Below are 21,718 nucleotides of genomic sequence, written 5' to 3'. Positions count from 1 at the left end.
GTTCGTTCAAAAATTAGGTAAAAAAATTAGACGAGCGCACGCATGGCGACGTCCACGATTCCGATCAGCGCATCTTCCTTGTGGGCGACTCGCCCCAATACGCGCAGTCCTTGCATCACGCACAGGAGGAAATCGCCAACGGCTTTTTCGTCGAGCGTGGAATTGAAGGCGCCGCTCGCCTGGCCGCGAATCACCGAGGCCGCCAGCAGCGTAGCCATGCGGCGTTGAATCGCCGCGACGCGGGTGCGCAGTTCCTCGTCCCCGGGTTGCATCTCCAGCGTGGTGTTGGTGATGAAACAGCTGCGCTCGCCGGTCAGCGCGCACGCGACCCGGGCGTAATGCAGCAAAGCGTTGCGCAGTGCCTCTTCCGCCGGCACCGGCGCGTTCAGCCGTTCGGCCAGCCGCGCGACCGAACCCTCCGCGTAGTGATCGAGCGCGGCGAGCATGATGCCGTGCTTGTCGCCAAATACCCCGTACAGACTGCCCCGCAACAGGCCGGTGGCCTTGCAGAGGTCGTCGATCGAGGTGGCGTGATAGCCGTGGTTCCAGAAAACCTGGCTCGCGCTGGTTAAGACGGTGTCCGTGTCGAACTCGCGCGGCCGCCCCCGAGGGCAGGCCTCACCGTCTTTTTTCGCGAATTGCTTCGAATTTCCAGATTGCTTCATGTGACGGATATTATGACTAACCGTTCAAGAAAGCAAGGCGAGATTCGAAACGGGCACGGCCGTCTATTTGCCCCACTTCTGCTCGGCGCTCGTGAAGAGCTGGTTGATCTCGTTGCCGCTAGCGGCTTCTTTCGTGTAGTTGAAGGTGCCGTGATCGCGCATCTCGTGCGCGGCGCGGATAAACGCGCCCAATGCCGCGCGCGCCAGCGAGCCGCCCACGCTGACACGCCGCACACCCAGCGCCTGCAGGTCTTCGAAACTGAGCAGCACGCCCTGCAAGCCCATCAGCACATTGACCGGCCGGTCGAGCGAGCTGACCACGGCGGCGATCTCTTCGCGCGTCTTCAGTCCTGGCGCATAGAGCACGTCTGCCCCGGCCTCCTGGTAGGCCTGCAGACGCCGGATCGTATCGTCGAGATCGGGTCGGCCCACCAGGTAATTCTCGGCACGCGCCGTCAGTGTGAAGGGAAACGGCAGAGCACGCGCCGCCTCAACCGCCGCGCGCACGCGCTCCACGGCAGCCTCGAACGGGTAGATCGGATCGTCCGCACGACCCGTTGCATCCTCGATCGAACCGCCGACCACGCCCGCAGCCGCGGCCTGCCTGATCGTCTCGGCGCAGTCTTCCGGGGCGTCGCCGAAACCGTTTTCCAGATCGGCGCTGACTGGCAAATCGGTCGCACCCGCGATTTCGGCGAGGTGAACCATCATCTGCGCGCGGCCGATGGCGTTATCCGGCAGGCCCCGCGAAAACGCATAGCCTGCGCTGCTCGTGGCGAGCGCCTTGAAGCCGGTCAGCGCGAGCAGCCGCGCGGTACCGATGTCCCAGGGGTTCGGGATGATAAAGGCATCGCCCGCTGCGTGATATGACTGGAATTGCCGTGCTTTTTCGGTTTGCGTTGTCATCGACGGTCCCATTGAAAACGGCGACCGGCGTTCGCGCCCACGCGCTACCGGATCGTCATTGTGTGTTCGTTAAATGGCAAAACAAGCAGCAAATGAACGGAGAGTGGCAGCTGGCGGTCTGGCTACCGCCGCCAGCCAGCCCTTCATCTGTCCGCAATGCACAAACCGCGCGCTCAGGTTTCGAGCTTCGCGTCCATCGTGATAGTGGCGTTCAGCACCTTGGAAACCGGGCAACCTGCCTTGGCGTCCGCGGTAGCCTTCTCGAACGCGGCTTTATCGCCACCGGGGATCTTCACGGCCACATCCAGATGCACCGCGGTAATCGAAAAACCGCCGCCGTCCTTGTCGAGCGTGACAGTTGCCGTGGTGCCGATACGTTCAGGCTTGATGCCGGCCTTGCTCAATTCGGCCGATAGCGCCATCGAGAAACAACCCGCATGCGCAGCCGCAATCAGCTCTTCCGGATTCGTGCCGATGCCGTCCGCGAAGCGCGTGGCAAACGAGTATTGGGTGTCCTTGAGGACGCCGCTGTCGGTGGAAATCGAGCCCTTGCCGTCTTGCAGGCCGCCTTGCCAGACTGCTGATGCCTTGCGCTTCATTGCTCTCTCCTGTTTGCCCTGCTTCGCACCGCTCCTCAACCCTACGTGATGCCGCCCACAACGGTCCAGCCCGGGTATTCGTAGTATCGGCATCGGTCGCGAGTGCCCCAAGGGGACTTCCTTCAGGGCGTGCCGCGCGGCGCAAGAGGTGCGGGCGTGGACCGAACTTCATCATAGGCGCTTCCGTGTACCAGTGTCGTGACGACGCCGGGATACGGTTCGCTGATGCGCGTTGCAGTCCGTGTAGCAGACTCAGGGCGCAGTCGCTACTCGGCGAACGGCAGGCTCTCCTGCCCCACTGCGCGCATGTCGAACACGTTCAGTGTCATCGCCACCAGGGCGTAGTAGCCGAGCAAGCCCACCAGGTTGATCACCACCTGGTGGCCGAAGCGCTCGACCGCCTTTCTATAGGTGACATCCGACACGCGTTTGGTGTCGTACAGTTCGCTCGCGAAGTCATGGATCAAGGCGTCGTCAGCATCCGCGAATGAAGGCCGATGCCCCTGGCGGATCGCTTCGGCATCCGCTTCGGCCACCCCGGCATCGAGGGCAATCGGATAGTGGATATACCACTCGGCCTGCGCCTGCCAGCGCGCCGCGGTCACCAGAATCGCCAGCTCGGACAGGCGCAGCGGCAAGCCGGTGCGATAGCGACAGAACGCGCCGAGTCGCTGCGCCTGCTGCGCCAGCTCCGGACTATGAATCCAGCCCAGAAACGGCCCGTTCAGATTGCCGCGTGGACCGGACAGAATCTCGTCGAGTACGGCCTTTTGTTCGGCTGTGGCGTCAGATAGTTCGAAGTGAGGCAAACGCTCGGTCATCACATATCTCGCAGAGATGGAAAGGGTGTCAGATGGCGGTCAACGCGCCTTCGATCGCATCGCTCAAGCGGCCGACGATCTCGTCGATGTCGCGCGCGGTGCAGATAAACGGCGGCGCCAGCAGCACATGATCGCCGATCTTGCCGTCGACCGTGCCGCCCATCGGATACACCATCAAGCCACGCGCGAACGCTTCGCGCCGGATCGCCGCGTGCAGTTTCAGCTTCGCGTCGAACGGCGTTTTAGTGACGCGGTCCTGTACGAGTTCGACGCCGACAAAGAGCCCTCGCCCGCGCACGTCGCCGATATGCGGATGCTGCGCGTAGTGTTCACGCAGCCGGCCACGCAGCTGTTCGCCGCGCGCCTGCACGTTTGTCAGCAGCTTGTCTTCGGCAATCACGCGTTGCACTTCGAGCGCCGCGGCGCAGGCCGTGGCGTGCCCGATATAGGTATGCCCGTGCTGAAAGAAACCCGAGCCGCCGACGATCGTCTGGTAGATCCGGTCGCTGACCAGCGTCGCGCCGATCGGCTGATAGCCGGCCCCGAGCCCCTTGGCGATCGTGAGGATGTCCGGCGCGATACCGTCTTCTTCACAGGCATACAGGTAGCCTGTACGGCCCATGCCCGACATGATCTCGTCGAGGATCAGCAACACGCCGTAGCGATCGCACACCGCGCGGATCTTGCGGAAGTATTCGCGCACCGGCGGCACGGCGCCGGCCGTTGCGCCCACTACTGTTTCCGCAACGAATGCGGCCACCTTGTCAGCGCCGAGTTCGACAATCTTCTGTTCGAGTTCATCCGCGAGACGCTGCGCGAACTGCTCTTCGGTTTCGTCGGCGTGCTGCTCGCGATACGCGTAACACGGACTCACGTGATGCGCTTCGATCAGGATCGGCAGAAACGGCTCGCGCCGCCACGCATTGCCGCCGATCGCTAGCGCCCCCAGCGTGTTGCCGTGATAGCTCTGCCGACGCGCGATGAAATGACGGCGCTGCAACTCGCCCTTCTCGACAAAATACTGCCGCGCCAGTTTCAACGCCGCCTCGATCGCTTCCGAGCCGCCCGACACGAAGTACACATGTTCGAGCCCTTGCGGCGCGCTCGCCACCAGGCGGTCGGCGAGTTCCTCGGCGACCTGGGTGGTGAAGAACGACGTGTGGGCATACGGCAATTGCTGAGATTGCCGCTTGATCGCGTCGATCACACGCTGGTTGCTGTGACCAAGGCATGAGACGGCTGCGCCGCCCGAGGCATCGATATAGCGCTTGCCGGTGGAATCGATGATCTCGATGCCGTCGCCGGCGATAGCCACCGGCAGCGACTGCTTCGGCGAACGATGGAATACGGTGGACATGGTTTTCCCTTTCCTTTTTATCTGCGACGACTAATCAGACGCCGGGCGGCACGCATGGGATGACGGTGTCGAACGCGCATTGCCCCTGTCGATAGACTTTCATCGAGACATCGACGCTGCCGATTTCGAAGAGCGCCGTGGCGAGCGTGTTTTCGTCGTCGGGATCGAGCGGGTCGTCGCGGTAGATCGGCAGGCCTGCAGGCGCGCGATCATGCAACACGTCGAGCAAGGCGGCGGGGGTAATTGGACCGGCAAGCCTGGGGAGCAAATGTTCGACGCGGGCCTGCCTGTCATGCGAAGAATCCGTGACGATTTGCGCCTCGGCTTCGCTGCCTGGATGGATCAGATGGTTCGCATGACCGGCGATAGTCGACACCGTTTGCACGGAGCATCGCTGCGCACTGGCTTCGACGCTCAGGAGACGCTCGTCTCCCGCACAAGCGAGTGTGTGATGAAAGCCGCTCGCAGCCGGTGTGTCGCGCAGGATGCGCAGCGCCTCGTCAAGCGAGCCTGCATCGAGCACCGCGCGCGCAAGGATCATCCGCGGCACGCCCGCTGCAGGTACGCGGATACGTAGATTGTTGATGGCCTGCACGAGACCGACATGGTTAGCGGCGAAGGTGTGACCCGGCAGCGACCCTGGGTAATAGAAACTCACGAAGCCGGGTTTGCCGGCAGGTTGAACCTCGACCAGCGAGCAACGCTCGCGCAGAAAGGGATCGCCGTCTTCATTGTGTGCAATGAAACGCGCATGGCCGGCGACGGCGGCCAACGTCGTGCAACCGTCCGGCGCGTTGTGAATCAACTCGCCGCGGCAATTCCACAAAAAGAGATCTTCCGCCGACCAACCCAGTCCTGCCGCCATGCCGTCGAGTTCGGCCAGCAGCGCCGGAAAATGGGCCTGGGCCGCGTCGCGCAGTTGCTGCACGAACGGATCGCCGTGCCAGCGTCGAACCGCCTGCCATGCAATGCTTTGCTCCATGTATTCGGTGAACACCGGCCTGGCGAGTTCGCCGAGCCGGTAGCCGATGTCGTACGGCTCACCGCCCACCGGAAAGAGACTTAAATCCTGCTTCGACGCCACGGCTCGCACCTATTCAACAATCGGTACGCATTTATACTTCTAAACAACATTTGTTGTCAAACGATGTGATGACGAAGTAAACGGAGCATCTGCGCTCCGTGACACGCTGCGGCATGCTTCAGAGGAAAAACCTCAGGGTACGTACGCGCCCTTTTCATGCAACGACTGCTCGGCGATGCCGAGTTGCTCGACAGCACCCGCCCCTTCCAGCGCGAGCAGATGCGCGACCAGCGATTCGGCGATCGCCGTGGCCGCCACCAACGATGGAAAGAACGACGGGCTTTCGTGCGAAAAAATCAGCACCTTGTCGGCATTCAGCGCGATCGGCGAAACCGCGCTATCCGTGATCGCAATCAGCTTGCTGCCTTTTTCCAACGCGGCTTCCGCCACGCGCGCGGCTTCGACTGAATAGGGCGCGAAACTGATGACGATGGTGGCGCTGTCACGCGCCACCGTGCGCAGCTGCATCTCGAGCGTGCCGGCTTCACCGTTGAGCAGCGACACCGACGAGCGAAACAGCCGGTAGCCGTAGACCAGCCCGAACGCCACCGCATAACAGGAGCGAAAGCCTGCGACATGCACATGCGGCGCGCGGCGCAACAGACGCGCGGCTTCCACGATCACGCGGCCGTTATGCGCGGCGGTGACCTCGAGGTTGTGTTGTTGCGCGACCAGCAGGTCGCTGGCCAGCGCATCTTTCGATTTGACGAGCGAACGGGCGCGGCTCGTGAGCGGCTCTGGCCGCGTGCGCACGCGCGCGACGAACAGGTTGCGCAACTCGTTCCAGCCGGGGAAACCCAGTTGCTGCGACAGGCGCACGAGCGAGGCCGGTTGCACTTGCGCCCGCTCGGCCACTTTGCGCATGGACGAGACCGCGACTTCGTCGGGATGATCGAGCAGAAACCCCGCTCCCATCTGGAACTGCGGACTCAGTTCGGAGAAGCGCGCCCGGATCAGGGCGGCGAGCTGGTCAAAACTGTCTGGCATGCGATATACCGGGCGAACGGTCGATAAGGATGACAACAAATGTTACCACCCGGTGCATCGCATCCAACAGAACTTCCAGCGTGCGCTTCGTGCCTCGCGAAGAGGCGGTTCTACAGCAGCGCGACCACCCGCACATCGCCCTGCTCGGCCGCTGATGCGACCACCTTGTCGCCGATCCGCCGGAACGTGATCGACACCGACGAATCGCCAACCCGCAGATCGCCGACTTCGAGCCAGTCGATGCCCTCGGGCAGCATCGGCTGTTCGATCACGACTTCGCGCCGCTCCGCATCGACCGTGATACCCAGACAGGCTTCGAGCATCATGAACGGCGAGCCCGCCGCCCAGGCTTGCGGCAGACAGGCGACCGGATAGGCGGTAGGCGGCTCGCCCCGCCGCCGCGGGAAACCGCAGAACAGCTCAGGTAAGCGCATGTCGAAATTGACCGCCGCCTGGAACAGCGCCTGCAACAGCCGCACGGCCGCCGCCTTGCCGCCGTAGCGTGACAGGCCGCGTGCGCAGAGCGCGTTGTCATGCGGCCAGACCGAGCCGTTGTGGTACGCCATCGGATTGAAGCGCGCCTGGCTTGCGGCCAGCGTACGCACGCCCCAGCCGGTATGAAACAGCGTGGAGTCGAGCGCGTGCACCACCGCTTCGCCGCGCTCGCGCGAAGGCAGACCGAAAGCCAGCAAGTGACCCGCATTCGACGCCATCACGCGGCACAGTTCGCCGTGGCCATCGAGCGCGATGCCGTAGAAGCCGGACTCTTCCATCCAGTACTTTTCTTCGACGCACTGACGGATTTTCTTCGCGCGCTCGCTGTATTGCTTCGCCTGATCGTGCAGGCCGCGCAGCTTCGCGAAGTGAGCCATCGTATCGAAGGCGGCACTCGCGTATGCCTGCACTTCGACGAGTGCAATCGGGCCGTCGGGGAAACGGCCATCTGCGTGGAAGACCGAATCGTGGCTGTCCTTCCAGCCTTGATTGGCGAGACCGCCGTCGGACTCGCGCTGATAGTCCAGCAAACCGTAACGGTTCTTGTCGCAGACGCCCGAGACCCACTGTGCCGCGCGCTCCAGCGCCGGCCACAGTTCGTCTACCAGTGCGAGATCACCCGTGCGTGCCGCATAGGCGCCGGCCAGCACGATGAAGAGCGGCGTGCTGTCGACGCCGCCGTAGTACAACGCGAACGGCACTTCGCCGGTGGCGGCCATTTCGCCCTTGCGCATCTCGTGCATGATCTTGCCGGGTGCTGCGTCACGAAACGGCGAATTCTCGCGCGCCTGGTGTTCGGCGAGAAAACGCAGCACGCCTGCGGCCAGATTCGGTTGCAGCCACAGCGTCTGCAACGACGTGATGATCGCATCGCGGCCGAACGGCGTTGAAAACCACGGGATGCCGGCGTAGGGATACGGACCGGTAGCGAGATCGGTCGTCAGCAAGCCGAGATCGGCAAGCGAGCGGTCGATCCACGCGTTGAAGAGCGGATTGCTCGAACGCACGCGAGCGGTGACGCGGCGGCGCTCACGCATGACCAGATGGGCATCGACCAGTGCGGCGCGCACAGCAGCGCGGCCGACGCGCGGGCGCTCCGCATCGATTTGCGACAGATGGGCTTCGCTCACCGCGTGCACGGGTTGCGCAACGCCCGCGGCCGGTTTGTCGGTTTGCGCGACCACTTGCACCGAGACGGACAGATAGATCGACACGCACGCTTGCGCCGGCAGCTTGACGGTGTAGTCCGCGCGATCGGCGAAGAGCTTGTCCGGTTCCGGCGAGAAGGCGATCTGCACATTGCGCGCCACGTCGTCGAGGCCGACATAGCCGAGCAGCACTTCGCGGTTCTCGACGCGCGCCGGTTCGACACGGCCCTGTTTGTCGCGCCTGAGGCCGCGCACTTCGAACATGTCGCGAAAATCGCTGGCGAAGGAGATGGACAGCGGCACGACTGCATCGCTCGTGCCGTAGTTGGTGAGTTCGATTGCTTCGTTGAGCACGGTGCCCGAGAGCACGCGCACGCGTTCGACGTGGATCACGCCTTCCGGGGTGCTGTCGCCGCCGAGCGGCGGCAGGGGGCGGTTGGTCAGGTGCGCGGTGAACGAGGTGTTGTCGCTGCTGACGCTGCCTGACAGCAACGAGGGCGCACGGCCACCGAAAGTGAGGCGCAGGTTTGACAGGACGCGGGTGTCGTTGACGAACAGGCCGTCGTCGTGGCCGGTGATATCACCGAGGGGATCGTTGACGATAAAGGTGTCGCCAGACTTCAGCACGTGCTGGGTGGCGCTTGCGACGTTGAGGTTTTCCGTCGGGATGAATGCGCCGTCCGGCTCGGGTTCGCGGTGGTCGATTCCGCCCGAGTGGGACAGGCCGCCGAGGGCTTCTGGCTGCTGCATCAGGGTCGCTCCTATGGTGTTCGCTTTCGGGTTTGCTTTCGCGGACTTTCGCTTTCGCGTTGACTTTCGGGTTCGGATGCTGTTGAGGGCTGGCTAGTCGCTTCCGATTGTAGAGGGTCTGTCCGCGTCAGACGAACTTATCACAGGGGAGTTTCTTGCTTTTTGGTTTGGCATGGGATGTGCAGGCAGTTTTTTGCACCAAGTGCAGGGGGTTTGCCTGCGCGGCGCTTTTTTGTCAGTGTTCTTGGGGCTTTGGACTTTCCTTGTTCTGGCTTTGGTGCCTTTCCTTGATTTGTTAGTGGTCTATTAGTGTTGCCCCTGTGCGGGGCGGCACTTACTTCTCTTTGCCGCCGCAAAGAGAAGTAAGCAAGAGAAAGCGGCTCAAACCGCTCATGCTAAGTGGGCACCGTGGTCCGCAACGGGTAGTGGTGCGACTGGAATCCGTGTTCTCTCACATTCCGCGTTAGCGACAAAGGAGTCATCAGCTCCCACTCCGCACTACGTGCGTCGCGGACGGGTCTGCATGGGAAACCACGGGCTTTGGTTGAGGTTTGTGGGAGCCGTCGGCTTCGCCTCGGCGACGCGCCCCCGCACTCACCCGGAAACCCCAACTTCAAATGATTTGTCGATGCGCTTCAATCACGGTCACGATCACAGTTGCGGTTGCAATCACAATCACAATCACAATCACAATCACAATCGCGGAGGCGGAGGCGGAGGCGGAGGCGGAGGCGGAGGCGGAGGCGGAGGCGGAGCAATGATGGGCCGCGGCCGGTGGCGAGACGCGAGCACCAAAACGTAGCGAGTGGTTTTATGAACTGCTCTTCGGCGCGCGCAGCGTCGCCGGAAGTATGACGCCCTTGTCACAGGCGCGTGCACGGGCACGAACACAGATTCCAGATGCACCACTACCCCAAGCAAACCACGGTGCCCACTTAGAATTAGCGGTTTGAGCTGCTTTCTCTTGCCTACTTCTCTTTGCAGCAGCAAAGAGAAGTAGGTGCCGCCCCGCACAGGGGCAACGCTAATAAACCACTAACAATTCAAGGAAAGGCCAAAGCCCCAGGAACACTGACAATCAAGCGCCGCAAAGGCAAAAAACAACAAAACCTTTACCGCTTGGAAAGCGCCCGAGCCTCGCGCTGAGTCTCCCCGACAAACAACTGCCGCGGCCTCCCAATCTTCTGCTCCGGATCAGCAATCATCTCATTCCACTGCGCAATCCACCCCACCGTCCGCGCCATCGCGAAGATACAAGTAAACATCGCAGTAGGAATCCCCAGCGCACGCTGCACAATCCCCGAATAAAAATCGACATTCGGATAAAGCTTCCGCGAAACGAAGTATTCATCTTCAAGCGCGATCTTCTCGAGCGCCATTGCGAGCTTGAACAACGGGTCATCATGCAGACCCAGCTCTTCCAGCACTTCGTGACAGGTCTCACGCATCAGCTTCGCGCGCGGATCATAGTTCTTGTAGACACGATGACCGAACCCCATCAACTTCACGCCGGAGTTCTTATCCTTCACCTTCTCAATGAACTCGGGAATGTTGTCGACCGAGCCGATCTCCTCCAGCATGTTCAGCGCGGCTTCATTCGCGCCGCCATGCGCCGGGCCCCACAAACAAGCAATGCCTGCCGCGATACAAGCGAACGGATTCGCGCCCGACGAACCCGCCAATCGCACCGTCGACGTCGACGCGTTCTGCTCGTGATCCGCATGCAAAATCAGAATGCGATCCAGCGCGCGCACCAGCACGTCGTTGACCTCGTACTCTTCCGCCGGATTGGCGAACATCATCCGCATGAAATTCGCGCTATACGACAAGTCGTTCTTCGGATAAACGAAAGGCTGGCCCACGGTGTACTTGTACGCCATCGCCACCAGAGTCGGCAGCTTCGCGATCATGCGGATCGCGGATACGTCACGGTGCTGCTGATTGTTGATGTCGAGCGAGTCGTGATAGAACGCCGACAGCGCTCCCACTGCGGCGACCAGAATCGCCATCGGGTGCGCGTCGCGGCGGAAACCGCGGAAAAAGAAATGCATCTGCTCATGCACCATCGTGTGCTGCGTAACCGTGGTGACGAACTCTTCCTTCTGCTCCGCATTCGGAAGTTCGCCCTTCAGCAGCAGGTAGCAGGTTTCGAGGAAGTCGGCGTTTTGCGCCAGATTCTCGATCGGATAACCGCGGTACAGCAGCTCGCCTTTGTCTCCGTCGATATACGTGATTTCGGAATTGCATGCCGCCGTGGACATGAAACCCGGGTCGTACGTGAACTTGCCAGTCTGGCCATACAGCTTGCGAATGTCGATGACATCCGGCCCGAGCGTGCCCTGATAAATCGGCAAATCAATCGTCTGATCGCTGTCGGAAAAGCTCAGCGTTGCGTGTGTCTTCGAATTCATCTACACGTTCCTTTTACTTTCACATCGCACACATGCCGGCATGCTCGATCGTCGGATCGCCGCGTGGCATGCTCAGGCTCCGCTTCGCATTCTACGGTCCGAAGGTGCTTTGATTGCGGCGATTGACAGCAACAATCCATCTCGGCTAGCGCAACATTCGTTGCCTGAAAGATGGCCGTAATCGCCGGAAACGCGCGGAAATAAGCGGAAGTACGCAGCGCGGAAACGCGTTGAATCCGCCGGGCGGCGTTGCCAGCCAAATGAAAGTTAGTACGCTTGCTGCAACAATGTTTTGCGGCTGCCAGGCTGCACAAGCGACGCTGCTCTGCGATACTGAATCCGTGTTTTGCTTCCCCTGCGAACACATCGCTGTCTTTGGCCCGCCGTTCTACGGCGGGCCTTTTTAATCAGCCAGAAGAACAAGGAAGGACCAGATGAACGCCTCACTCGAAACGCTGTTTCCGGATCACGTCCATACAGAAGACAACATCGTCACCGCGCTGAATCATCAGGATATCGTCGTGGCATTGTCAGCGGCGTTGACGACGCAGGACGTGGCGGTGCTGCATATGCTTTACCCACGTACCGACGCGCGCACCCATCGCAGCCTCGATACGCTGGTGGATGTTTTGCATGGCCATGGCCTGCATGAAGTCGCGGATCTGATCGCCGAGGAAGCGCACTATCTACTCTTCAAAGACCCGGTGAAGGCATGGAAAGCCTTCCACGAAATTCGCAACGACTCGCTCGCGATCGGCGTGCATCTGTATTACCACGGCCTCGTCGGCGAAGCGGCGGAACTCGCGCTCGACAAAGACGCGCATCGCAAAGCCTGAACTGCACCGGTAATTCAAACGTCCACTGAGCGAATGAACTCGTCGACGTAACGATTGAAAGCTGCCGGATGCGCGAGATTCATCCCGTGCGAGGCGCCGCGCACCGTTTCGCGGCGCGTATCCGGCAGCCATGTTTGCAGCGCCGTCGCCGTGCGGCGGAACATGTCAGGACTCTTTTCTCCGTCGATCAGCAGCACCGGGCAGCGCACCTCAGCTGCGTGCTCGGGCACATAAGCCGGCAACGGGTCGCGGAATTGCCGCGCGAGCGTGTGGGCATTGTCGGTCGTCATCTTGCGAAAACCCGGCGTGCTCATCGCCCAGAAACCAGGGCGGCTCACCGAATCGACGAACAGCTGCAGGCCCGCTTCCACCTCACCTGTTTCGATCAGTTGCGCGGCTTTTGCGCGCAATGCGTTCACGGTCTCCGGCAAAGTCGCGGGCGGTCGCCCGGCAATCTGCAACGGTCCGCCCGGGTCGGCGAGCGTCAACGTGCGCACGTACTGCGGATGGCGCCTCGCGAAATGAAAGGCCACGCACCCGCCGCGCGAATGACCCACCACGTGCGCCGGTCCGGCGCCGAAACGATCGATGAATTCGGCCACATCATCCGCATGTTCGCTCCAACTGAACGGCTGATCGGGCTCGGTATCCGTCACCGGCCAGTAATGCGTGAGACTCACCGTGACGCAGCGGTATTGCTTCGACAGACCCGCGATTTGCGGCTGCCAATAGCGGTAATCGCACAGCGAGCCATGCACGAACAGCAGCAGTTCACCCTCCCCGGCTTCCACATAGGGCATGCGCAAGCCGCTATGCAGTTCGATAAACGGCGGGGATGCGGGAGAGGACGAAGCGGAAACGGATTGATTCACAGGTGGTTCACGGACGGCGCGGCAACGGCTGAAACCATCAGCGGTGCCGGCTAGAAATGGATTCGAAGAAGAAAGCGTGTTCGCGTCCCTGAAATTGGGACGAGGGGCGTATTGTCACACAGCCATTCAATATCCGCCGAGGCTCGTTCGGCATGGGTGTCGCGCCCTATGCCGGCCACCTGCAACGCGGGACGTCCCGCATCAAATCATTCGTAGGCGCTGTCGTCGAGCAAACCGGCCGCCGCCGCCGCGCCCGCGCCACGCACCGCGCAAGTGAGCGGTTCATCGGCGACGCGGACTTCGAGCCCGAGTTCGTTGGTCAGACGGCGACCCAGATTGCCAAGCAGCGCACCGCCGCCGGTCAGCACGATGCCGCTGTGCGCGATATCCGTCACCAGTTCCGCGGGCGCCGTTTCAAGCGCACGTTTCACCGCGCCGATCACCTGACGCAGCGGACCCTCGATCGCATCGGCGATATCGTGATTGCTCAGTTGCACCGTGCGCGGCAAACCATCGTCGACGCTGCGCCCGGTCGCGTTCATATGTTCGACCGGCACCTCGCGCAAGGCCGTACCGATGCCCTTCTTGACGTGTTCCGCGGTTTGTTCGCCGAGCAGCACGCCGTACAGATTGCGTACGTAGCTGACGATCGCCATATCGAAACTGTCGCCGCCCACGCGAATCGAGCCGCTATACGCGAGGCCGCCGAGCGAGATCACGCCGACTTCGGTCGTGCCGCCGCCGATGTCGACCACCATCGAACCAGTCGCCTCCGAAACCGGCAGGCCCGCGCCGACCGCCGACGCCAGCGATTCGCCGATCAGACTGACCTTCCACGCGCCGGCCGCCACCGCGGCTTCCTTGATCGCGCGGCGCTCGACCTGGGTCGCGCCCGCCGGCACGCACAAGGTGAATGCGGCGCGCCGGCTGAACAGCGGCCGCGGTCGGGCCATGTCGACGAATTGCCGGATCATCTGTTCAGCGGCGGAAAAGTTGGCGATCACGCCGTGCCGCATCGGCCGTATGGCTTCGACGTTGCCCGGCGCGCGGCCGAGCAACTGGCGCGCTTCGGTGCCCACGGCCGTCACGCGTTTTTGCCCGGCGGTGGACTCTTTCTGGAACGCCACGACGGACGGCTCGTTCAGCACGATGCCGCCGTTGTCGGTATAGATAAGGGTATTGGCCGTGCCGAGGTCCACCGCCACGGAATGACGGAACAGTCGATCGAAAAGCGGGTAATGCGGCGTCGGTCTGGCCATAGGAAGGCTCTGATGTGTCGTTATCCGCCCTTGCAGGGCAATATGGAAAATGCGCCCCCGGTCACCCGAACCGCTTGGCACGCCCAGAAGGGCGTTGCGCGATCCGCGCGGCGGGAGTGATTTTCATGCTAATGACCAGTTAACGGCAAGCAGATCAGAATCTTTAGGGCCACTTTTCAATTGGGACCGTGTCAGTCGCGCGACAAAGTGCCGAGCGCATGCTCCAGCGCCTGTTTGCCGAGTTCGACGCCGTCCGCGTTGATCGTGTGGCCGATGCCGGGCAAGGCGTAGGCGTCGACCGTGTAGCCGGCGTTGCTGAAGGCGTCCGCGGCGTATTCCAGTTCCTCTACCGGGATCACTTCGTCGTCTTCGCCGTGCACGAGCGTGAGCGGCGTACCGTTCTGCGCGACGATCGCCGAGGCGAGCCGCCCCGAATACGCGACGACGGCAGCAGCGCCTTCCGCGCTGGTCGCCACGTGATGCATCGCCATGATCGAGCCTTGCGAGAAACCGACCAATGCAAGGCGATCGAAAGAAAGCTGCCAGTGCGCCAGCTCCGCCTCGAGCATCTGCCGCAATGCCGGATAGGCGGCGGCCACACGCGCCTCGCGATTGCCCTCGTTGACATCGCGCAGGCTGAACCATTGGCGCCCGCCAAAGCCGCCGTCGAAAGCGTCAGTACCGTCGAGCGAGACAAACGCCACATCCGGCAGGCTCTCGCTCCAGATGTCCGCGAGCGGCATCAGATCACGCGCATTGCTGCCCACGCCATGCATGAGCACCACGAGCGCCTTGGCCGGCGTGATCGCCGGCGCGCGCCGCCAGCCGTGTTCGAATTGCTCCCAAGCCATATTCAATTCCTCTCTCTGTACCCGCTGTATTTTCGGTTTCACCGCGCGTGGTGCCGCTCCATGCGGCCTCAGGCGGGAGCATACGCTGCCGGATTCGGTTCTGTCGTCCGATCTGCATGGCTCGACGACGCTAAAACGCGAATACAGGTATGCTTTTTTGCGAGCATTCGATGGACTGCCCGGCTCATTGCCGGGTGGTGAATAGAACGCCGTGCAGAACGTCCGTCGCATCGCCATCCGGAGAATCGTTTGAGCCAGCCCTCTTCCCCGCCCGCCGCTGCCCCGCCTGCACCACCCACGCCGCCGCCGCTGCAAGGCGGCAAACTGGTTCTGGCGACCATCGCCGTTGCGCTCGCAACCTTCATGAACGTGCTCGACACGTCCATTGCGAACGTCGCGATTCCCACCATTTCGGGCAACCTCGGTGTCTCGGTCGATGAAGGCACATGGGTCATCACCGTGTTCGCCGCGGCCAATGCCGTCTCGATTCCGCTGACCGGCTGGCTCACGCAACGCATCGGCCAGGTCAAGCTGTTCGTCGGCGCGATTCTGATGTTCGTGCTGGCTTCGTGGTTGTGCGGTATTGCACCCACGCTGCCGATCCTGCTAGTCGCCCGGGTCTTCCAGGGCGCGGTGGCCGGCCCGCTGATTCCACTCTCACAAGCGATTCTGCTCGGCTCGTATCCCAAGGAGAAATCGTCGACCGCGCTCGCGCTATGGGCCATGACGGCCACCGTCGGCCCGATTGCCGGCCCCGCGCTCGGCGGCTGGATCACGGATAGCTACAGTTGGTCGTGGATCTTCTACATCAACATTCCGGTCGGCATTTTCGCGGCCGGCGTGACGTGGATGATCTATCGCACCCGCGAGTCGGCAACCCGCAAGCCGCCAATCGACGTGGTCGGGCTCGGCCTGCTGGTTACGTGGGTCGCGTCGCTGCAGATCATGCTCGACAAGGGCAAGGACCTCGACTGGTTTTCGTCACCGGTGATCGTGATTCTCGGCATCACCGCGGTGATCAGCTTCGCGTTCTTCCTCGTGTGGGAATTGACTGAAGAAAACCCGATCGTCGATTTACGGCTGTTCCAGCAGCGCAATTTTCTCGGCGGCACGATTGCGATTTCGGTGGCGTACGGCGTGTTCTTCGGCAACCTGGTGCTGCTGCCGCAATGGATGCAGGAGTATCTGAACTACCGTTCCGTGGATGCCGGCCTCGTCACCGCACCGCTCGGCATCTTCGCCGTTCTGCTCGCGCCGGTAATGGGCCGCGTGCTGCCGCGCTCGGATGCGCGCATCATCGCCACGCTCGCATTTATCGGCTTTGCGATCGTGTTTTATATGCGCTCGAAGTACGTGATCGAAATCGACACGTGGCACCTGGTGCTCCCCACGTTGCTGCAAGGCATTCCGATGGCGCTGTTCTTCGTGCCGCTGACGGCGATCATTCTGTCCGGCCAGCCGCCGAACAAGATTCCGGCGGCCGCCGGCCTGTCGAATTTCGCGCGGGTGTTTTGCGGCGCGGTGGGCACCTCGATCGCCGGCAACGAGTGGAACAACCGCACGGTGCTGCACCACGAACGGCTCACCGAGCAGGCTACCGTGAACAATCCGTTGTTCAACCAGCAGATCGATTCAACCCAGTCGTTGCTGCATCTGAATACGCAATCGGCGCACGCGCTGTTCGATTTCACGGTGAACACTCAGGCCGCGATGATGGGGCTGAACGATATCTTCTTTGTGTCGGCGATCATTTTCATTCTGATCATTCCGCTGATCTGGATTACGAAGCCGGCCAAGGGCGGTGGCGGAGCGGCTGCGTCGGGCGCGCACTGATTACGGTGTTTTTCCGGCGCTGCATTAACGGAGTCTGCGGAGTCTGTGGAGTCAGCGGAAATAGCGGGCGGGCGTGTCGCCGAAGGCATCGCGGAACACCGCGATAAACGACGACACGTCGTTGTACCCGACCCCGAGCGCCACCTGCGTGACGCTCTCTCCGGCGCCGAGATGCTCCAGTGCAACCAGCAAGCGCAGTTGCTGCCGCCACTGGCCGAAGGTCTGCCCGGTTTCCTTGACGAAAAGGCGCGCCGCCGTGCGAGCGGTTACGCCCGCAGCCCGGGCCAGGTCCTCGAGCACAGCCGGTTCCGCCGGGTTGGCGCTCAGCGCCTCCACGATCCGCTGGATCCGTGGATCTTGCGGCCAGTGCAGCGCCAGAGGGGCTGTGGGCAAGCCCGACAGGCGGTCCAGTAAAACTTGCAGAAGACGCTCGGCCGGCTCGTCGAGCGGTTTGTCGTGCGGCAGATCAGCTGCGGCACTCAGCAAAGCTTCCCCCAGAGGGTCGAGCGCCAGGGCAACGCCTTGCGCGGGTAGCGGCGCAGCGTCCGCATCGGCATACAGCGAATGGAGTTGCACCGGCTCGGCGGCCGACAGGTAATGCTGCACGTTCGCCATCAGCCAGAGCGCGTGCCCCGGCGGCACGACCCATCGTGCGGTTTCGGTGCGCACGGTCAGTACGCCAGCGCTTACGTGGATCAGCCGCGCGCGGCGGTAGGCGCGCCACGGTTCGTCCAGCACGTTGTAACGCTCATCGACCACGAATACCGGACGCTCGACGCCATCCGGATCGAAGGCTTGCGTCATGAAATGTCTGTTTTCCCCGGTTACTGTAAGAAACACAGTAAGACTAGCATAGCCTTCGCGAAACGCCGTTCGAACCCGGCAGCGCCTCGCCGCACGAACAATTCGCGCCAGGTTGCCAGTAGAATCGCGGCTTCAAACGGTCCGAGCCCAATGAACTACGCATCCATCCTCGAACAGATTCAACGCGATCTCCAGCCGTATCTGGGTACCGGCAAGGTCGCCGATTACATTCCCGAACTGGCCAAAGTCCCGGCCGACAGCTTTGGCATGGCGATCGTCACGCCGGCCGGCGAGGTCTTCCGCATCGGCCAGGCCGATACGCGCTTCTCGATTCAGAGTATCTCCAAGCTATTCGCCTGCACCATGGCGTTCCGGCTGCTCGGCGACGAACTGTGGCAGCGCGTCGGCCGCGAGCCATCGGGCACGCCGTTCAATTCACTGGTGCAGCTTGAGACGGAGCAAGGCAAGCCGCGCAACCCGTTTATCAACGCTGGGGCGCTGGTTGTCACCGATGTACTGTGCCGCCGCTTCGTACGTGCCGAGACAGCGCTGGTGGAGTTTATGCGGCGGCTGACCGGCGAGATCACGATCGACTACGATTCGCGCGTCGCGCAGTCAGAGCTTCAACATGCAGACCGCAACCAGGCGATGGCGCATTTCATCGCGAGCTTCGGCAACATGGACATGCCCGTCCACGCGGTGGTCGAGGCGTATTGCCGGCAGTGCGCGATCTCGATGAGCTGTGTCGAGCTGGCGCAGGCGGCGTTGTTTCTGAGCAATGGGGGCGTTGTGCCTTCGACCGGGGAACGCATCCTCGATAGCAGTTCGACCAAGCGTTTGTCGGCCCTGATGCTGACCTGCGGCACCTACGACGCTGCGGGTGACTTCGTCTTTCGTGTCGGCTTGCCGGCAAAAAGCGGCGTGGGCGGTGGGATCGTCGCGGTACTGCCGGGTGAGATGGCGGTCTGCGTGTGGTCGCCCGGGCTCGACGCGAACGGCAACTCACTTGCCGGCGCGAAGGCACTGGAATTGTTGACCACGATTACTGGGCGGTCGATTTTTTGATTTTGTTGAGCGGGCGTTTCGACGACGTATGCGATCCAGACGGTCGATCTCGGTCGCAGCGAGGTGCCTTTCCTTTGCCGGTCAAGCCACTCCGATCAGCACATCAGCAGGAATGTGCAATCCCGCGTGAAGGCGGCGAATCATCGTCAGGCTGAGGGCACGCTTGCGGTTCAAAACCTCATAGACCCGGTTCGCGTTACCGATGTACGGCTGCATATCCGGGACTGACAAGCCGGCCTGCTCCATCCGGAATTTGATGGCCTCAACAGGATCCGGGCTTTGCAGCGCAAAGGTCTCGGCTTCGTAGCGCTCCACCAGGATCGACAGAATATCAAGGCGATCACCATCCGGCGTGCCAGGCGCCGGGTCGGCATCGACGAGTTCGGATACGGTCGCGAGCGCGGCCTTGTAATCATCCTCAGTATGCAGGGGGCGGATATCCATGTTCATTACTCCAATTCCACGGTTTCAGCGTCGATCTTGTCATACTCGGCGTGAGTGCCAACAAATTTGACATAGATCACACCGATTCGATACGCGATCGCGACTATCAATCGAAAATCGTTGCCCTTGATGTTGAACACCACTCTGTTTTTCCCAATGAAACTTGCCGAGCCATATTGATCCTTGATGTCCTGTGGCGTTTTCCAGTTCGCTTTAGAAGCTTCCGCGTGCCACGCCAACAGAGGTTGCTCGGCTTGAGCGTGCCCTTCGACGAAGGAAAGAATGGTTTTTTTGGCAACGATTCGCATGCAGGACATTTTAGTCCCAAATTGGGACTAACGCAACCAGCGCGTTGAGAAACAGACCCGACGACCCGCCCCTATTGCCCGACTCCCTAGCCATCCCGCTCAACCAACTCCGCCAACACCGCCTGATACCCAGTGCGGCCAATCACCCGCTCGTGCACGCCGTCTTCGAAATCGATCCACCCTGAATTGAAGCCGTCGATCATCTCGATGCGCGGCACAGGCCACGCCGTGCCTTGCGACTGGAACAGCACCTCCCACTGCTCGCGCGGCACAGCCTCAGCTTTCACCGAACGGCCGAGCACGCCGCCGAGCATCGCTGCGATCTCGTTTTGCGTATAGCGCTGCGGCCCTTCAATCTCGATCACGCGGCGCCCCTGCCACGACTGAGTCAGCGTTTCAGCGATCACCCGGCCGATATCCGCGGTTGCAATCATCGGATACGCGCGATCGAGCGGTTGCAGGAAGCTCGACATCACGCCCGTGTCGCGCGCCGGCGCGATATCCCACAGCGAATTCTCCATAAACCACGCAGGCCGCAAAATCGCCGTTGGAATCGGCAGGTCCACGAGTGCTTCTTCGAGAATATGCACTTGCGTGATGAGACCGAGACCCGACTCTCGCTGCCCGCCAATCGACGAGAGCGCCGCGACGCGCTGCGGCCCCGCCTTCACCAGCGCCTCTTTCAGCGCCGCCGCCGCCGCGCGAGCGCCCGGATAGCCCGGCTGCGGCGCGAAGTTCGGCGCCACCATCACGAAGACGCCCGCCGTACCCCTAAACGCCGCGGCGAGTGCATCCGCATCTTCGAAGGATGCGATCGCCACTTCGGCGCCCCGCTCCACCCACTCCGCCGCCTTCTTTTCGTCGCGTAAGACAGCGCGCACCGCGTGTCCCGCGTCCAATAACGCGCGTGCCGCCGCGCCGCCCACCTGCCCTGTCACACCGGTAATTGCATACATCTTCATCGCTCCTTGAATACGGCCAATGCCGTTCTGAGCGTGATTCTGGGCGTTTCCCGATGATTTCACGAGAGCATGAATGTCATTGGCTTAATGACTCCACGGCATGAAAAGCCCAATCCGAACCCCAGCAACGCAAAAAATGAGTTTGACAAACTATCTTTAGATATATATCTTACGACACATCTTAAGACACAAATGGGAGTTCCCAACATGCGTCATCACCATCGTTTTTCCCGTTCGCGTGACGCGGACGAAGGTTTCTTCGCGGGGCATGACCGCCCGTCGCTGCATGCGCTTTGGCACGCGTTCACCCGTCATTACGAGTTTCGCGGCGAGCGCGGCGGCGAACAACGCGGCGAAGACTTCGAACGCCGTCATGGCGGCCGCGGCGGCCGGCACGAGTTCCACGGCGGCGAGCGCGACCATGGCCGGCACGGCGGACGCCATGAACACGGCGAGCGCGACGGCTTCGGCCATGGTCACCGCTTCGGCCATCACGGCTACGACCGCTTCTCGCTTCACGCACTGTGGCACGCAATCGGCCGCCATGACGACTATCGCGGCGGCGGCGGTCGCGGCGGACGCTTCGGCGGCGGTGGCCCGGGCGGCTTCGGCGGCGATGGCGACGGTTTTCCGCGCGGCCGCAAATTCAGCTCCGACGACCTGCAATTGCTGCTGCTCTCGATGATCGACGCGCAGCCGAGCCACGGCTACGAGCTGATCAAGGCGCTCGAAACGCGTTCGAACGGCTTCTATAGCCCGAGCCCGGGCATGGTCTATCCGGCGCTCACGTATCTGGAAGAACTCGGCTACGTGACCGTGCAACTCGAAGGCAATCGCAAACGTTACGAACTGTCGGAAGCGGGCCGTGAATACCTGGCCACCAACCGTGACCGCGTCGAATTGATGCTCGCCAAACTGTCGCACATCGCCCGCAAGATGGATTCCGTGCGCCGCGCGTTTGCCGGTGAGGAGCCCGCCGACATCAGTGAAGGCGGCTGGCTGCCCGAACTGAGCGAAGCACGCCGCGCGCTGAAGCATGCGCTCCTGCGCCGTGACAACGTGCCGGCCGCCGAGCAGCGCCGTATCGCCGCGATCCTGATGCGTGCGGCGAAAGAAATCGAAGGCGAAGGCAAACCCGGCAGCGATCAAGGCGGTGATCAAGGCAACGAACCGACCGCTTGAGAAACGCGCTATCCCACACCCGCGTTCGAAGGCGCCCCTGCGCGCTTTCGAACGCCAATCAAACCGACAGGAGTGGCAC

The 21,718-nt window shown here is 62.0% G+C and carries 20 protein-coding genes; 4 read left to right on the top strand and 16 right to left on the bottom strand.

Going from position 1 to position 21,718, the window contains the following annotated elements; genetic code table 11:
- Positions 1-26: 26 nt before the first annotated feature.
- The 9 genes from KHO33_RS01880 to gltA all read right to left on the bottom strand — a co-directional run bounded on the left by KHO33_RS01880 (position 27) and on the right by gltA (position 11,223).
- A complete protein-coding gene (locus KHO33_RS01880) occupies positions 27-665 on the bottom strand; it encodes a TetR/AcrR family transcriptional regulator (protein WP_093635891.1) in 639 nt (212 codons plus the stop codon).
- 63 nt (positions 666-728) lie between these two features.
- A complete protein-coding gene (locus KHO33_RS01875; protein WP_200561866.1) occupies positions 729-1,571 on the bottom strand; it encodes an isocitrate lyase/PEP mutase family protein in 843 nt (280 codons plus the stop codon).
- 173 nt (positions 1,572-1,744) lie between these two features.
- Positions 1,745-2,170, bottom strand: coding sequence for an OsmC family protein (locus KHO33_RS01870; protein ID WP_054035350.1), 426 nt, complete (start codon positions 2,168-2,170; stop codon positions 1,745-1,747).
- A gap of 266 nt (positions 2,171-2,436) precedes the next feature.
- Positions 2,437-2,991: a carboxymuconolactone decarboxylase family protein gene (locus KHO33_RS01865; protein WP_200561867.1), complete on the bottom strand. Its 555-nt coding sequence runs from the start codon at positions 2,989-2,991 to the stop codon at positions 2,437-2,439.
- A 28-nt stretch (positions 2,992-3,019) separates the two neighbouring features.
- Entirely contained in the window at positions 3,020-4,348 is a 1,329-nt protein-coding gene (locus tag KHO33_RS01860) for an aspartate aminotransferase family protein (protein ID WP_200561868.1), read from the bottom strand.
- 34 nt (positions 4,349-4,382) lie between these two features.
- Positions 4,383-5,432, bottom strand: coding sequence for a C45 family autoproteolytic acyltransferase/hydolase (locus KHO33_RS01855; RefSeq protein ID WP_200561869.1), 1,050 nt, complete (start codon positions 5,430-5,432; stop codon positions 4,383-4,385).
- 132 nt (positions 5,433-5,564) lie between these two features.
- The gene (locus tag KHO33_RS01850) at positions 5,565-6,419 is read right to left on the bottom strand and encodes a MurR/RpiR family transcriptional regulator (protein ID WP_093635902.1); all 855 of its coding nucleotides are present in this window, start codon (positions 6,417-6,419) and stop codon (positions 5,565-5,567) included.
- 110 nt (positions 6,420-6,529) lie between these two features.
- Positions 6,530-8,812 (bottom strand): amylo-alpha-1,6-glucosidase, encoded by a 2,283-nt coding sequence (locus KHO33_RS01845; protein WP_200561870.1) that lies wholly within the window; start codon positions 8,810-8,812, stop codon positions 6,530-6,532.
- Between the two features lie 1,112 nt (positions 8,813-9,924).
- Positions 9,925-11,223 carry a citrate synthase gene (gltA, locus tag KHO33_RS01840; RefSeq protein ID WP_054036055.1) on the bottom strand — a complete coding sequence of 433 codons (1,299 nt, stop codon included), beginning with the start codon at positions 11,221-11,223 and terminating at the stop codon, positions 9,925-9,927.
- A 434-nt stretch (positions 11,224-11,657) separates the two neighbouring features.
- Between gltA and KHO33_RS01835 the strand changes: the two genes are divergently transcribed.
- On the top strand, positions 11,658-12,059 hold the full coding sequence (locus KHO33_RS01835) for a hypothetical protein (RefSeq protein WP_054036053.1): 402 nt from the start codon (positions 11,658-11,660) through the stop codon (positions 12,057-12,059).
- Positions 12,060-12,073: 14 nt separating this feature from the next.
- Here KHO33_RS01835 and KHO33_RS01830 read toward each other — a convergent pair whose 3' ends face one another.
- The 3 genes from KHO33_RS01830 to KHO33_RS01820 all read right to left on the bottom strand — a co-directional run bounded on the left by KHO33_RS01830 (position 12,074) and on the right by KHO33_RS01820 (position 15,041).
- A complete protein-coding gene (locus tag KHO33_RS01830) occupies positions 12,074-12,859 on the bottom strand; it encodes an alpha/beta fold hydrolase (protein ID WP_200562297.1) in 786 nt (261 codons plus the stop codon).
- Between the two features lie 278 nt (positions 12,860-13,137).
- Positions 13,138-14,190, bottom strand: coding sequence for a rod shape-determining protein (mreB, locus tag KHO33_RS01825; RefSeq protein ID WP_054036049.1), 1,053 nt, complete (start codon positions 14,188-14,190; stop codon positions 13,138-13,140).
- A 191-nt stretch (positions 14,191-14,381) separates the two neighbouring features.
- Positions 14,382-15,041, bottom strand: a complete 660-nt coding sequence (locus KHO33_RS01820) for an alpha/beta hydrolase (RefSeq protein ID WP_200561871.1) — start codon at positions 15,039-15,041, stop codon at positions 14,382-14,384.
- Positions 15,042-15,290: 249 nt separating this feature from the next.
- Between KHO33_RS01820 and KHO33_RS01815 the strand changes: the two genes are divergently transcribed.
- Positions 15,291-16,874, top strand: coding sequence for a DHA2 family efflux MFS transporter permease subunit (locus KHO33_RS01815; protein WP_054036047.1), 1,584 nt, complete (start codon positions 15,291-15,293; stop codon positions 16,872-16,874).
- 51 nt (positions 16,875-16,925) lie between these two features.
- Here the strand turns inward: KHO33_RS01815 and KHO33_RS01810 are convergent, their stop codons facing one another.
- On the bottom strand, positions 16,926-17,678 hold the full coding sequence (locus KHO33_RS01810; RefSeq protein ID WP_200561872.1) for an AraC family transcriptional regulator: 753 nt from the start codon (positions 17,676-17,678) through the stop codon (positions 16,926-16,928).
- Positions 17,679-17,828: 150 nt separating this feature from the next.
- Between KHO33_RS01810 and KHO33_RS01805 the strand changes: the two genes are divergently transcribed.
- Complete coding sequence (locus tag KHO33_RS01805; protein ID WP_200561873.1) at positions 17,829-18,743, top strand: glutaminase; 915 nt, start codon at positions 17,829-17,831, stop codon at positions 18,741-18,743.
- An 81-nt stretch (positions 18,744-18,824) separates the two neighbouring features.
- Here KHO33_RS01805 and KHO33_RS01800 read toward each other — a convergent pair whose 3' ends face one another.
- The 3 genes from KHO33_RS01800 to KHO33_RS01790 form a co-directional block, all read right to left on the bottom strand.
- On the bottom strand, positions 18,825-19,187 hold the full coding sequence (locus tag KHO33_RS01800; protein WP_054036109.1) for a helix-turn-helix domain-containing protein: 363 nt from the start codon (positions 19,185-19,187) through the stop codon (positions 18,825-18,827).
- A 5-nt stretch (positions 19,188-19,192) separates the two neighbouring features.
- On the bottom strand, positions 19,193-19,495 hold the full coding sequence (locus KHO33_RS01795) for a type II toxin-antitoxin system HigB family toxin (protein WP_200561874.1): 303 nt from the start codon (positions 19,493-19,495) through the stop codon (positions 19,193-19,195).
- A gap of 86 nt (positions 19,496-19,581) precedes the next feature.
- Positions 19,582-20,451: an NmrA family NAD(P)-binding protein gene (locus tag KHO33_RS01790; protein ID WP_200561875.1), complete on the bottom strand. Its 870-nt coding sequence runs from the start codon at positions 20,449-20,451 to the stop codon at positions 19,582-19,584.
- A 213-nt stretch (positions 20,452-20,664) separates the two neighbouring features.
- On the opposite strand from KHO33_RS01790, the gene KHO33_RS01785 reads away from it, so the two are divergent.
- Positions 20,665-21,639 (top strand): PadR family transcriptional regulator, encoded by a 975-nt coding sequence (locus KHO33_RS01785; RefSeq protein WP_200561876.1) that lies wholly within the window; start codon positions 20,665-20,667, stop codon positions 21,637-21,639.
- The last annotated feature ends 79 nt before the right edge of the window (positions 21,640-21,718 follow it).

Origin of the sequence: Paraburkholderia nemoris, from assembly GCF_905221015.1 — a bacterium.
In the GTDB taxonomy this organism is placed as follows: Bacteria; Pseudomonadota; Gammaproteobacteria; order Burkholderiales; family Burkholderiaceae; genus Paraburkholderia; species Paraburkholderia nemoris.
This window is presented reverse-complemented; position numbering and strand designations above follow the sequence as displayed.

Coding starts and splice junctions, on each gene's coding strand:
- KHO33_RS01880 (WP_093635891.1), bottom strand. CDS start 665: ATGAAGCAATCTGGAAATTCGAAGCAATTCGCGAAAAAAGACGGTGAG.
- KHO33_RS01875 (WP_200561866.1), bottom strand. CDS start 1,571: ATGACAACGCAAACCGAAAAAGCACGGCAATTCCAGTCATATCACGCA.
- KHO33_RS01870 (WP_054035350.1), bottom strand. CDS start 2,170: ATGAAGCGCAAGGCATCAGCAGTCTGGCAAGGCGGCCTGCAAGACGGC.
- KHO33_RS01865 (WP_200561867.1), bottom strand. CDS start 2,991: ATGACCGAGCGTTTGCCTCACTTCGAACTATCTGACGCCACAGCCGAA.
- KHO33_RS01860 (WP_200561868.1), bottom strand. CDS start 4,348: ATGTCCACCGTATTCCATCGTTCGCCGAAGCAGTCGCTGCCGGTGGCT.
- KHO33_RS01850 (WP_093635902.1), bottom strand. CDS start 6,419: ATGCCAGACAGTTTTGACCAGCTCGCCGCCCTGATCCGGGCGCGCTTC.
- KHO33_RS01845 (WP_200561870.1), bottom strand. CDS start 8,812: ATGCAGCAGCCAGAAGCCCTCGGCGGCCTGTCCCACTCGGGCGGAATC.
- gltA (WP_054036055.1), bottom strand. CDS start 11,223: ATGAATTCGAAGACACACGCAACGCTGAGCTTTTCCGACAGCGATCAG.
- KHO33_RS01835 (WP_054036053.1), top strand. CDS start 11,658: ATGAACGCCTCACTCGAAACGCTGTTTCCGGATCACGTCCATACAGAA.
- KHO33_RS01830 (WP_200562297.1), bottom strand. CDS start 12,859: ATGCCCTATGTGGAAGCCGGGGAGGGTGAACTGCTGCTGTTCGTGCAT.
- mreB (WP_054036049.1), bottom strand. CDS start 14,190: ATGGCCAGACCGACGCCGCATTACCCGCTTTTCGATCGACTGTTCCGT.
- KHO33_RS01820 (WP_200561871.1), bottom strand. CDS start 15,041: ATGGCTTGGGAGCAATTCGAACACGGCTGGCGGCGCGCGCCGGCGATC.
- KHO33_RS01810 (WP_200561872.1), bottom strand. CDS start 17,678: ATGACGCAAGCCTTCGATCCGGATGGCGTCGAGCGTCCGGTATTCGTG.
- KHO33_RS01805 (WP_200561873.1), top strand. CDS start 17,829: ATGAACTACGCATCCATCCTCGAACAGATTCAACGCGATCTCCAGCCG.
- KHO33_RS01800 (WP_054036109.1), bottom strand. CDS start 19,187: ATGGATATCCGCCCCCTGCATACTGAGGATGATTACAAGGCCGCGCTC.
- KHO33_RS01795 (WP_200561874.1), bottom strand. CDS start 19,495: ATGCGAATCGTTGCCAAAAAAACCATTCTTTCCTTCGTCGAAGGGCAC.
- KHO33_RS01790 (WP_200561875.1), bottom strand. CDS start 20,451: ATGTATGCAATTACCGGTGTGACAGGGCAGGTGGGCGGCGCGGCGGCA.
- KHO33_RS01785 (WP_200561876.1), top strand. CDS start 20,665: ATGCGTCATCACCATCGTTTTTCCCGTTCGCGTGACGCGGACGAAGGT.